The sequence below is a fragment of the Candidatus Uabimicrobium helgolandensis genome (assembly GCF_041508025.1).
In the GTDB taxonomy this organism is placed as follows: domain Bacteria; phylum Planctomycetota; class Uabimicrobiia; order Uabimicrobiales; family Uabimicrobiaceae; genus Uabimicrobium; species Uabimicrobium helgolandensis.
Genome location: NZ_CP165719.1, coordinates 5,279,230 through 5,291,675, shown reverse-complemented (window position 1 = coordinate 5,291,675; position 12,446 = coordinate 5,279,230). Strand labels below are relative to the sequence as shown.

9 protein-coding genes are annotated in these 12,446 nt (G+C 31.4%); 2 read left to right on the top strand and 7 right to left on the bottom strand.

The genetic code is table 11. The features are described from left to right. Positions 1-339: 339 nt before the first annotated feature. The 4 genes from UABHE_RS19455 to UABHE_RS19440 all read right to left on the bottom strand — a co-directional run bounded on the left by UABHE_RS19455 (position 340) and on the right by UABHE_RS19440 (position 7,976). Complete coding sequence (locus UABHE_RS19455; protein WP_372364922.1) at positions 340-3,687, bottom strand: hypothetical protein; 3,348 nt, start codon at positions 3,685-3,687, stop codon at positions 340-342. Positions 3,688-3,707: 20 nt separating this feature from the next. Beyond that, positions 3,708-4,628, bottom strand: a complete 921-nt coding sequence (locus UABHE_RS19450; RefSeq protein WP_372364921.1) for a serine protease — start codon at positions 4,626-4,628, stop codon at positions 3,708-3,710. 26 nt (positions 4,629-4,654) lie between these two features. Further along, positions 4,655-5,338, bottom strand: a complete 684-nt coding sequence (locus UABHE_RS19445) for a hypothetical protein (protein ID WP_372364919.1) — start codon at positions 5,336-5,338, stop codon at positions 4,655-4,657. Between the two features lie 73 nt (positions 5,339-5,411). Continuing rightward, positions 5,412-7,976, bottom strand: a complete 2,565-nt coding sequence (locus UABHE_RS19440; RefSeq protein ID WP_372364918.1) for a dynamin family protein — start codon at positions 7,974-7,976, stop codon at positions 5,412-5,414. Positions 7,977-8,114: 138 nt separating this feature from the next. Between UABHE_RS19440 and UABHE_RS19435 the strand changes: the two genes are divergently transcribed. After that, positions 8,115-8,360: a helix-turn-helix domain-containing protein gene (locus UABHE_RS19435; RefSeq protein ID WP_372364917.1), complete on the top strand. Its 246-nt coding sequence runs from the start codon at positions 8,115-8,117 to the stop codon at positions 8,358-8,360. A 96-nt stretch (positions 8,361-8,456) separates the two neighbouring features. Here the strand turns inward: UABHE_RS19435 and UABHE_RS19430 are convergent, their stop codons facing one another. Then, positions 8,457-9,215, bottom strand: coding sequence for a recombinase family protein (locus UABHE_RS19430; protein ID WP_372364916.1), 759 nt, complete (start codon positions 9,213-9,215; stop codon positions 8,457-8,459). Between the two features lie 117 nt (positions 9,216-9,332). On the opposite strand from UABHE_RS19430, the gene UABHE_RS19425 reads away from it, so the two are divergent. Next, positions 9,333-10,370 carry an IS982 family transposase gene (locus tag UABHE_RS19425; RefSeq protein ID WP_372364909.1) on the top strand — a complete coding sequence of 346 codons (1,038 nt, stop codon included), beginning with the start codon at positions 9,333-9,335 and terminating at the stop codon, positions 10,368-10,370. 500 nt (positions 10,371-10,870) lie between these two features. On the opposite strand, the gene UABHE_RS19420 is transcribed toward UABHE_RS19425, so the two are convergent. Together UABHE_RS19420 and UABHE_RS19415 are read right to left on the bottom strand one after the other, a co-directional pair. Then, positions 10,871-11,182: a helix-turn-helix domain-containing protein gene (locus UABHE_RS19420; RefSeq protein ID WP_372364915.1), complete on the bottom strand. Its 312-nt coding sequence runs from the start codon at positions 11,180-11,182 to the stop codon at positions 10,871-10,873. Continuing rightward, complete coding sequence (locus tag UABHE_RS19415) at positions 11,182-12,384, bottom strand: tyrosine-type recombinase/integrase (RefSeq protein ID WP_372364914.1); 1,203 nt, start codon at positions 12,382-12,384, stop codon at positions 11,182-11,184. Before UABHE_RS19415 ends, UABHE_RS19420 begins: the two co-directional genes overlap by 1 nt. Positions 12,385-12,446: the final 62 nt, after the last annotated feature.

Genomic DNA, 12,446 nt, shown 5'->3' with positions numbered 1-12,446 from the left:
CCCCTCTACCATCGACTCCATCCCCTAGAGGTAGGGTAAGGGCCGAAGCCGATGGCGACGGGGATAGAGAAGGATTTGAGTATATTTAAATCAGAGAATCTAATGTAGTGATTGTGATTACTGCGTTTAAAGGATTATATGTAGTTTATTTTAATATTAAAAAGTTGTCTCATTTTCGTGGCACAGAGGGGGATTATTCTACTATACTTATTGCATAACCTATGAGTTTATCCATATTCTCATACAATCATAAAGTAATTATCCTACTATATACATTTGACATTTTAAGAAGTAACTAGACAATAATTTCGAGAAAAATTGCTTACCCTCATCAATGAACTAGAAAAGTATTTTAGATTGAGAAAAGTTGAACACTTTATTTTCAATTTCAAGATAGCAGTGAGGTATCAATGTCATATCAAGTTTTAACTTCTCAAGTAATCTACTAATCACATTTATAAAAGAATGATTTTTGTGTAACAAAGAAAGAATACGAATAAGAATAGCGTCTTGTTGAACATTTAGAGTGTTACTTAACCATAAATCTTTTAAAAGATATGATAAAAAATAAATTATTGTTTTCGTAGGTGTTTTTGGATTAGTAATCTCTAAAAGCAATTGTTCTAAATATTTATTTTGAAGAGTATACCCCTCTTTTGCAACAAAATACTTAATACAATTTATGTCGATAGAGTGTATATGGTAGTAGTTAATTTTCGAAAAACCTAACAACAATTCATAAAAGCATTCTTTTTCTAGATGAAATTTCTTTAAAGCGAAATTGTAAAGGCTTTGAGTTGAAAAACTTTTTATATTTTTTTGCTTAGCAGATTCTCTAACGAGCACCTCATCAGATAATAAAGATAACCCTTTATCTTCTGCAAGTATTAATGAACAAAGAGATGTAGTACCGAGAGAGTAAACATGTTGTTTTTCATAATCACTAAACTCTCTGCTTATACCACTTATAAAGCATTCGTCTACTATGAAATCTATAACTCTTTCTATAAATTTTTTTGAATTATTTAAAGAAGTGCTCGTCTTAAGATTCTTTACCTCAGCGAGAGAAGTCAATATTTTTGTAAACTGATCGAAAGTATCTTGCGCCACATAGATGTTCTCAAATAGAATAGTTAATATGTTAATTTGATTCATATGTGCTAAAGTAAAAAATACAACCCAGTCAACTACAATGTTTTTGGAGTTATCAAGTACCAACTCTTCTTCTTTTATTTCTTCTATACTGCCCAAAGACATCCAAACTCCAATATTTTCAGAAAGGCATACATCCTTCCAAACTTTGAATACATTCTTTCGGCTGAGTAAAGAATACCCATTTAAAGAAATCGACTTTCTTTTATATAAACTCAAAAGTCGACGACTGTAATATGATGATTCACTAATCAAATTAGATAAAATTGTACCATTTTTGTCATTTTCTATTTTGATTAACGAATTCTCTTCAGGAAACCTTTTATTGTAGTTTATTAAAGATTCATTAAACTGTTGTAGGTAATCATTTGGAAAAGATATTTCATTTTTTTGTGCTTCTAGAAACGACGTTATGTAGGAAAAATGTAATTGGGCACTGTCATAGTTTTTTTTCAATGCTTTATAGCAAATTTTAACCGTCTTTTTAATTAAGCCTATATCGCAATACCATTCAGATAACATAAGAGTATCATCTAATCCTAATTCGTTACTTTCAACTCTTTCAAAAACAGCTAACGCTTTTTCTTTTTTGTTTTGACGGAAAAGGCAAATTCCATATAAGATAAGAAACCTGATATGAGAAGTTTTTTGGTAAACTTGTAAACACAGAGCTGATGCTGATGCTAAATTATCAAGAGCAAAGTGAACCTCAGCCTCAATATCTGCAATTTGTTGAAAGTAACGATCTTTATTAGGATCTTTGTTTTGATAATAAGAAATTACATTTAAGCATTCACCAAATTTTCGCATTTCATAAAGGCATATCAGGTACTTTCTAACACAAATATTTACAGTTCTTCCATTAAGAAAGTCTTTGTAAAATAAGGAAGCTTTTTTATATTCTTTTTCTTTAAATAATTGATTCGCTAATGTAATTTTTGCAAAATCATGGTTATGGCAAGTCGACTTTTCTAACGCTTTCTCTAGTAGCTCTATAACGCCCTTTTTCTTTATAAGAGAATAATATTTAGCTTTTACTATTAAAAAATTACTATCATTAAAATATTGTTTCTCTAATTTTTGAATCAATTGTTCAGCTAGTTCGTACTCAAAATTCGAATAGTAAACTTCTAGAGCTAACTCAACTATCTTAAAATGTTTATAATCTATTTCGTCTGTAAGCCATTCAGATATAAGAATCTTACTTTTTCTAATTTGTTTTGCTTGGATAAGACAATATAGGAATTCACTAACATATTTTATATCCATGCACGCTAAATCATCATATTTTTGAAAAGCTTCAATAGCATCTGTATAGTTTTGCTTTTTCATTAGGCATATAGCCTTACTCAGATAAGCTAACGCATTATTTTTATCTATATAAATAGCTTGGTTGCAGTCTTCTATTGCTTCTGTATACATTGTTAAAATTGTGCGGCAAGTTGCTCTATTTGTATAGACGATTGTTTGTGTTTTAGAAAGTTCATGTTTGCTTATCTTTTCGAGTACTACAGAAAATATCTTTTCTGCATCTTTAGCATTTTTCAAAACTTCATCTGGCATATTAAAGGAGAAAAAAAAAGCATTTTCTAATAACCGGCTATTAGTTGCCACTAAGTTTTCAGCAGCGAGTAACAGATACTCCAAATTTTCGCCCCATTTTTTAACTAATTTTTCAAACTGACTTTTTGCTTTTTGATAATCTTCCTCTTCCCTATGTTTTAAAGCTGAAAACAGCACTAAGTTTTCTTCTGAGTCTTTTTCTTTGAGGAAAGCAAAAAGTTCATTGTATTTTTTTTGTTTAGCTAAAATATTACTTTTAACGTTTATGCTATAAACACAATTTGGATCTATTGACAATGCTTTATCGATTGTTTTTGTTGCCATTGAATAATCTTTATCTAACATTTGCGAAAGGGCTAAATGTGTAATACTCTTTAAATCTTCAGGATGATATGTTGAAGCTCTTTTGAAATAGTCTATTGATTTTGTAATCTCGTTTAACTTTAAATAACATACTCCTAGGTTGGTATAAATTCGAAAAGATAAATAAGGATTTTTTATACTTTTGTCTTGATTTAATTTGGACTCTATAAAAAGTAAATTTTCTTTTGCCGTAAAATATAAGCCTTGCTCTATTTGATTTTTGGATCTATCAATACTTTCGTTGTAATCTTGATTTATTTTATCTTCAAAAGTTTTTTTGTCATTCTCAAGCTGTGTTATTTTGACTACACAAGATTGTAATACATGATCACTATCATAACTTTGAACATTGGTAGTAATTTCTTTTTTATAAAAAAAATTGCTATCGGGAAAAGAACAAATACTCTGTGCTTGTTTAACAAGTACGTCTATAATATTTTTCTGTGCAACAATTCTACTCAAACTTGAAGCATAATCATAATCGCTTACTCCACCTACCTTAGCAGAATCTTTATCGAGTAAATCTATTGCAATATTTTCTAATTGCGTTCTACCAAACTTACTAGTTAAGGAGTCAGTAAGTTTTTGGATTGAAATTTTATTTTGCACAGAATGAACCTTTTCTTAACTTAGTTATCTATATACTTATTAAAGTCTGCCCAATGGTTTTTAATCGCTGTAGCTAAACTTCCTTTATTATAAAATTTTAAATCTCCTTCTCGCTCTTCTTTGTATCCTCGATGGTGAATTCCAATTACTTCCCAACTTTTATTGAATACAGGTGAGCCAGAAGATCCCCGAAGAGTGTCAGTTAAGTAGTGAATTTCAGGATAACCAACATGGATAATCTCATTATGCCCAAGTGACATCTGTTTTGTTTCCCCGTTGGGATGTCCTATTATGAAAGCTTGTTGGCCTACTTTAACATTTTGTAAGCAAAATTTTACAAATGGTATCTCTAACTTTTGTTCAATTTCGAGAATTGCAACATCCAGAGATTCATTAGACCAAATATAATCGATTACTCTACAGACTTTACATGTTTTTTTAGCTTCTTGCTCATAGTCAAATTCAACTGTTGCAGATAAAGCGATATCTCTATTTTTTAAAACATGATGGTTAGTCATTATAAGGTTTTTTGAGATGAGAAACCCCGATCCTAAACCTTCGGGTGTACGAATTATTCCTACACTCTCTGCCACTTCTATGCCTTTTTTAAGAAAAGAAATCTCCCTAAAAGTAATTTCATCTCCAGTAAGAATTTCTTTTGCTTCAAAAACCTTCCCTGATGTAAATTTAAAATTGGATGAAGTACTGGACTCTATTACATTAAATTTAGAGTTTAGCTTTTTTGCTAAATTTACTAACAAATCAATATTTAATCTCTTCTCAACAACAACAACTAAACTGCTTGCATATTCGTATTTACTTTTTCCTCCAACTAAACTTGAGTAATCTTCAAGAAGTTCCGAGGCTATATTTTCTAACTCTTGATCACTAAAATATTTAGTTAGAGCTTCAACAACTTTTATTATTGAGTATTTTTTCATTCTTAGACCTTAATATTAGCTATTTTTTAAAGCGCTATTTTGCTTTGTAAATCTTGAAAATATAAGTATAAGCACCATTCTTTTTTATCTCCATCTGTAAAAATACAACTACATAAGTCTTTTTTATCTTCGCAAAATATCTTTACATAGTCGCCTAAACACTTTATTTTTTGTCTAAATACTTCAGCAATTCTTTTCATTTCATTAGAAATATTACTATCACAATAACGACTTTTGTAACAAAAACAATATCCACTACCTACTTCCTGGTCGATTCTCTTTTGTAATTCAAGAAAAATAGGGTTTTCAAAATCTAAAGAAGTCGGCGTACAACCTGGGTCATCAAAATAAAGCATCAAATTGTTTGTTCTGGTCAGGGAATTTAAATAATCAAATGAATTGCAAAATTCCTTCCTTACATGCAACCACCAATACTTTTCCTTTTTTTCAATTTTCTCTTCAAGCATTTTTTTTGCCTCATTAAGATCGTAACTGTTATCCAATCGAATTAATATCGACTTTCCTTTTCTTGATTCATATGCAATTAAGCTATCATATTCATAACTACGCTGGCCTATTTTCTTACAGTTCTTTTGTATAATTAATTTCATACCTAAAATATGATGGCCTGCCATGCCGCGTATGGCTTCTTTTTTTCTTTTAAGAAGATAATATTCTAATTCATTTATTGACATATTTTCTTTTTGCATATTCACCCCCCCATACAAAGCTTACTGAAATCAGTAAGCCTTTTGCAACTTTTCTTGAAAATTTTTTGAAAATTTATGATTTATAAGAAATCTGCCTTTGTAAATCATCATAATAAGTTTTTCCATCATTGGTCAATCGCTGGATAATATCAACTTGCAATTTTGATTCCTGTTCGCTCAATAAAGCTTCTCGTATCAACGGTGCATATTTACTTTCTGCAATACCAATAAACTCATTACCAATGCTTTCGAGATTTTCCTTGTAAAGCTTCATAAATTCAGCAAATCGATCAGCTAAATTTTTCTCTGCTTTTTCCAAACGTGCTTGAATAAAGTTTTCTTTTCGTTTTTCGGGATCGGATGTTGACTTCCATAATGCCCAACTTCCAACAACTGAGCCAATTACGGCAACACCACCAACGGTAAACACGTTAGAAACAACAAACACAGCACCGAATATACCTGTAGCGGTTGCACGTCCTGTTAAGAATGATACACCCATTTTTACCGCACTTTCAATCCTGGCGACAATTCTGTCAGCTTTGCACTTTAATGCTGCTACTTTGCTATCAACCATACACACATCAGTAAATTCTTTTCTGGTAGTTCTAAGGCTATCTATACAGTTTGCTACGCTTTCGCTTATTTCTCTTGAAAATAACTGTAATTCTCGATGCCATGACTGGATATCTTCTTCGTATTTGCTACGAAACTTGGTGCATTTATGATCTATTATTGTGGGAATGTGCTTTTGATCGAATTCTTGCCAGTGTTTTTGTTCTGCATATTCTTCACCGACTTTTCGTACATGGCTTTCTATTTCTGCTCTAATTGCTTCTAGTAGGTTTTCTTGTAACTCTTGAATATCTTGATCACATCTTGTAATTGCCAATTGTAAGCGTTCTTTAATGGACTGTAGTCGACTAATGATTTGATTTTTGTATGATTTAGCTAGATTATGAAATTTTTCAGCTAGTGTTTTTATGTTATCTACTTTCGATAATGAAAAGAATTCTTTTTGGTAGTTTTCCCAAAAGTTTTGGCATTCGGCAATGGCAACTTGCTCTAGCTCTTTACGGCTTTTGTTAAGCCATTCAATGTATTGTTGATCTCTTTCTTTATCTGCGCTTACACATACCAGAGCTTGCCAAAAACTTTCAAAACCAGTTATATCATTATCCTTGTTGTACTTTCCTGTAATCCTTAAATCCATCGCTTTTGATGCATGAATGGGAAAGATTTGTACTTTTTTAATTAGGCTGTTGTCTTGTCCAATGATACCTTGCAACCAGTTCATTACATTGTTTTCAATATTTTGTTGTGCTTCTTCGGATATTCGATCAATATGGGTAACAACTATGATTAACTCCACTGCACGACCATCCGCAAGAAGCGACTGTAGGAAAGACTTTTCTGATTGTGTACCTAATTTATCACCTTTCATCACAAATACGACGCAATGGGCTTTCTTCGCCTCTTGAATGGTTAAATAATCACGAATGTGCATTGGATCATTAAGACCTGGAGCATCAACTATTACTGTACCTGATTTGAGTTCGGGAATAGCCAAACCTATCTTTACACGCTCAACACCAGGAGAATAATCGCCTTTACTAGTAACATAGCATGATACTTGATCTAGAGAAATGATATCCTCTATGATTCCACCTTCTTTAAATTCATCAGAAGAGACAATGTTTTCGAGACATTCCCCATAATCAGCTATTTGTGGATTGCTTTTGTTCTCGGTAATATAATCGCGTATTTTTTGTAGATTATCATTATCAAACCATTTTCCTTCATAACAAGGCTCAGGAGAGTAAAACAGTTCTATTACTGCGGATGTTGTGGCTACTGATTCACCAATGGGACTAAATTCACTCTCAATAATGGCATTAAACAAAGTACTTTTTCCATGCTTCATTTCACCAACAAATGCTATACGACATGGTTGAGGTTTTACCAATTGTAAAAAGTTCTCTGTTTTATCCATTAAAAGCACACTATTGATCTGTTTTCCTAGGAACAAAAGTTTTTTAGCATACTCTTCACATTCGTTATTTATCTTGTTCACTGGTGTCTCTAAAACAGCTTTTTTATTGTTTGAACCGAAGAATGTCAGGAATGAAAAGAAATCTTGTGATTCTAATTCAGCATTAGAAACCACCTTGCGTGTTTTAATACGAATTTTATCTAATCGTGTAACATATTCACCAATGTCTTTTCTCAATAGAATAGATATTATTTCTTCTGCTAAATCCAAACCTTTTTCATTGTTTTGCGGGGATGATTCTAATATCGACAAAATGTATTCCACATCGCGCTTACGTGCATTCAGTGCTATTTGTTGTGAAACGACAGATTTTTTGAGCTTACTTACTAGGTCTTTGGTTTGCTTATCAAAATTTAAGAATAAAGCTCCTACGTGTATTCTTGTTTCGACATCTTCAATTGCAATTTTTCCTAAAATGGATTCTGCGGCATTTATGTATGTGTTGTACTCTGGTAAAAACATGCGATTGTCGGTATTGATGATCGAAGCCAATAAAGCAAGGATGATTTGTTTGTAGGAGTCTGCATTAAAGCTACAATTGATTGTTGCAGGTAAAGAAATGTCTTTAACATCTAAGTTATGCATCTATGTTTCCTTTATGAATTATCCACGATGGGTGATAGTGAATTGAAAGTTATTTTGAATTGAAGAAATGTCGCACATAATTTAAAAATGATACTCATAGGCTGTGGACTATTAAGTATCATTTTATAAAATTTGATTATGGATAACAAAGATAAATTATGTATGATATTTGGGGCTACGGTCAGAAAGTTTCGTGAAGAAAAAGACATTTCTCAAGAAAAGTTTGCTGCTTATGCAGAACTTCATAGAACTTACTTTGGTGGAATAGAACGGGGAGAAAGAAATCCAACTCTTGTTTCTATTGTTCGCATCGCTGATGCTTTGGATATTTCGTTAGAAGAGCTTTTCCGAGAATTTGATGTTCAAAGAAAAGACATCTTGTAATCTATCATTATCCAACGACATTGATAGTAGAAATTTGTCCATGTACACAGAAGAGACGATGCATAGATATCAAATCGTAAAACTACGACTGTAAAACTACTCTTTTGATTTTGTATTTTTCCTTAGCATACTTTGTACTTTACTAAAAAGATTTTTGTTTATAATTGGTTCTGAATACCTCGTCATCAATTTCCCAAATCCATGTTTACCAACATAAGCTTCATTTTTCAGCATATATCCTAAACTTTTTGTCTTACCCAAATCATTTTGCTTTGCCCATGACTCAAGTTTAGCAATACTTCCTAATATTAGATATTGATTAAAAAGTCTTTGGACTTCTTCTGCTTGTTGTTCATCAACTTCAAATTTACCTTTAAATCCAAAAGGCATACGATGTCCGACAATTTCACCGTTTTGTACTTTGCTTCTACGTCCTTCTAGTGTCTTGGCATTTATACTATTTTTTTTATTGATAGATTTTTCTATTTCTTCACCGCTTGGAAAACGCGCTTGTTTGAGGTATTTATAACGTTCGTTAGCACATAGAGTTTTTATACCTTGTCTCTTCAAAAATCTTTGAACTTTGTATGCTAACTTTTTTCCTCTAAAAGCTCTACTTATGTTTGTAATTACAAAAAAACATTTGGATGAATTATTTTTACTTTCTCTTTTTATTTTCTTCATTAATTTTCTAAGTTCAGGTTGGGCATCAGCAGATGAAATTTCTGAATGCACTTTTTTACATACCGCACCAAGAAAATTAGTAAAAGAATTTATTTTCTGTATTTGTTTTTCAAGATCATTTTTTTGTCTTTTCGTACTTACGCGTGCATAAGCGTAAAATATAATACTCACGCCTTGTGCGAGTTGAAAAATACAAAATAGTAAAGAAAATTTGATTTGTAGTATGCAGTAAGAAAAAAGGTATCCTATATATACCAAATAAAAAAAACAAATTTAAAGGATACCTATATGTCAAAGATACCACAGAGTAAAGAGAAACAAAAGAGTCTATTAGAATTAGTAAAAAATGTTGAAGTTAATATTGATGATGTAAAGGCAACTTTAGGCCAGTTTTCAGAAAAAGAAAAACTAAATGTTGAAGAGTTATTTATAATCGTGTACTTCATAGTAAACAACTTTTTAAATTGCATTGGCGGCCAAAAACAATTACGCAGAAGTAACAACAATAATCCCAAATTCACAGATGATGAAATAATAACACTCAATATAGTCAAAGAGCTATGTCAACAAGATTCACAAAATGCTTGGCACAGATATATTCGTAAAAATTACCTGTATCTTTTTCCAGAATTTATTTGCCGTCCGCAGTATGTAAAAAGAACATTTCGCTTGCACGAAATTATTTGTTTTTTTCAGCAGCATCTTTGTAATTTAGTAGGTGCTAACACAGGAAAGTACTATTTGGTAGATTCTTTTCCAATTTCCTTGTGTAATCTACAAAGACTTAAAAGTTCATCGCAACCATTTGAGTATTATGGGGCTAACTTTGGGCATTGTGCCTCTAAAAAGTCAAACTATTATGGCTACAAATGTCATCTTGTTTCTGATCTCAGAGGCATTCCTATATTTGCTTGTCTTACTGGAGCAAATATGTCTGATGTTAAAGCTTTTGAATTTGTTGTTCAACAGATGCTAGAACATCGTGTTATAAAAACTCATTCTCTCTGTATTAGCGATAAAGGTTACGTTGGTAAAGAGTTTCAGAAATTTATTCAGAAACAATATGGAGTTGAACTTCTTTCCATGCAGCGCGAATATAATAATCGTGGAAGTGCTCTTAATCAACTTCTCCAAAAAGCTCGAAAAATTATTGAAACTACCATTAATCTTCTAGTTAACGAATTTTCTCTTTCCGCAACTAAAAGGCGATCTATAAAAGGATTAGCTAATTCTATTAGTAACAAAATTGCTGCTTTCAATTTAGCTAATTTTCTTAATTATTTATCGGACCTCCCTGTTCTACAGGTTAAAGGTTTTGTATTTTGAACTCGCACAAGGCGTAATACTCATATTTATCCTTTCCGTTGTTAAACAATTGACTAATAAATGATGATTGACTTTGTGTTTACTTCAATATCAATTAAGTTACTATAAGTGTTCGCCACTGCAATTTAAATTTCAACTTTTCTATAGAGTTTAATCAGTAGTTAATGAATCATTATTGTGCAAGAACAGAGATATGGCATTCAAAATTTATTACGCAAAAAAAGCAGTTTGTACGTATTTATCATTCATTGAATCATTAGTTACACATTAACGAAACACTAACGCGTACAAATTGTATATATCGATAAGTACTTAGTTGTAGTTGCAGAAATCAGCAGACTGTTAAGCAATATTACTATTTAAACATTAATCAGATATGTAATGAAAAGAAGCACCTTTTAGCGAGGTGCTTCTTTAATTTTGGATAAAATATTGTAATACCCTTTTTATATGAGCATTTTGATATTCAACTTCTATAGCAATGGCTTTATTAGGTTTGATTAAAGTATTATTCTTACATCTTCACTATTATTGATCGCCTGCATAACATCTTTTCGTATAATGTAATATCGATTTTTTTTTCCACTATCATGCAGTTTTTGTGCTCGTATCTTGTTAGTTTTTATCCATCTTCTGATTGTACTAGGACTATTACGAAAAATTTTCGCTACATCGTTAACAGTCAAAAGTTGTTCTTCACAATATTCATTTTGTGTTGGTAGGCAAACTTTTTTGTATATGCATTCCAATATATACAATTGTTTTTCTAGGTAATATGTAATTTTTTCTAGTTGATTCACTGTACTATTCATTAAATTCTCCCTAAGTAATTTTCGAGAACGTCTCCATTTTGCTGGGGAAATGTATGACGATACCTTCTTGCCGCTTCCTCTGTGTTATGACCAAGAATGTCATCTGTCGCACGTTGGTCTACTTTTTTTCTATACAAATTACTTGATAACGAATGTCTAAAGCTATGAAACCCAATACCTTCGAATTTAGTTCCTGCAAGTAATTTTTTAAAATCTTTACTTAATTTGTCCACAGACAATGGTTGATTTTTCGCATCTCCAAAAACATAACAACCGTTTTGTTTCTTTCGATTTTTAAGTAGTAGACTGTAGAGGTATTTATCCATGGGAATTACTCTTGAAACTTCGTTGTATTGGCGAGATTGTTTCTTCGAATAAACCGTTATTTCCCGTGTTGCAAAATTTAGATCTTCCCATCTTAATCTGGCAAGCTCACCACGTCTTGCACCTGTAGTAGCAACTGTCACTACAATAGGATAAATGTAACTATTTTTTGCCAACGCGATAATTTCGTTTGTTTCGTCAATATTAAAGTAGCGATATCGTTTTATCTCTCTGGTTTTTTTTTCATCTAAATCGCTTGCTTTGAGTGCTTGTATTGCTTGTTGGTGGCTCAAAAAATTTGGAATATTTGGCTTTCTATAGATCTTCATCCTTTTAAAAAGTTTTTTCGCTATGACTTCGTCATATTCTTTTAGAATATATTTAAACGTTTTTAGTTCTTTCAGAGCAGTATTCTCACATACTCCAGTGTTTTCGCGTTGTTGTTTGTAATCTTCAAAAAAGTACTCAGGAAGATTAGTTATTTGAACATTGCTATAGCAATTATCTTTTAAGTATTTTTTAAGATGTCGCATATGGATTATTTGTGTTTTTTTTGTTGACAGAGCTTGTTTACCTAATTCCAAAGTAACATGATATTCCTCCAACAATTCTAGAAAATTTTTACCGTTTGTTTTTGCATATCCGTTGTCTTTTTTAAATTCTGGAAATTTCATTTCAATCTTGCTCCAAATAAAATTGTCAATATTCATATTTAGCGGAATCTCTATAAGATCTTTTTTAATAGCATAAATTAAATCATTAGTGTATTCCTGTGCTTCTTTAACTCGGTTACAATTCTTAGTTCTATTTCTGTATTGTCTTTTTTTGTAATAGAAATGGATAATGTGATAACCATTATCTGTAAATGCATTTGCCATATTTTTCCTTTCTACACTTGAGAATTTGTTTTGTAAATACGCAAACACTTCATTGTTACCAA

Excerpts from the sequence above, each read along its gene's own strand:
- UABHE_RS19425 (WP_372364909.1), top strand. The coding sequence starts at position 9,333 with ATGTCAAAGATACCACAGAGTAAAGAGAAACAAAAGAGTCTATTAGAA.
- UABHE_RS19440 (WP_372364918.1), bottom strand. The coding sequence starts at position 7,976 with ATGCATAACTTAGATGTTAAAGACATTTCTTTACCTGCAACAATCAAT.
- UABHE_RS19450 (WP_372364921.1), bottom strand. The coding sequence starts at position 4,628 with ATGAAAAAATACTCAATAATAAAAGTTGTTGAAGCTCTAACTAAATAT.
- UABHE_RS19415 (WP_372364914.1), bottom strand. The coding sequence starts at position 12,384 with ATGGCAAATGCATTTACAGATAATGGTTATCACATTATCCATTTCTAT.
- UABHE_RS19445 (WP_372364919.1), bottom strand. The coding sequence starts at position 5,338 with ATGCAAAAAGAAAATATGTCAATAAATGAATTAGAATATTATCTTCTT.
- UABHE_RS19435 (WP_372364917.1), top strand. The coding sequence starts at position 8,115 with ATGGATAACAAAGATAAATTATGTATGATATTTGGGGCTACGGTCAGA.
- UABHE_RS19420 (WP_372364915.1), bottom strand. The coding sequence starts at position 11,182 with ATGAATAGTACAGTGAATCAACTAGAAAAAATTACATATTACCTAGAA.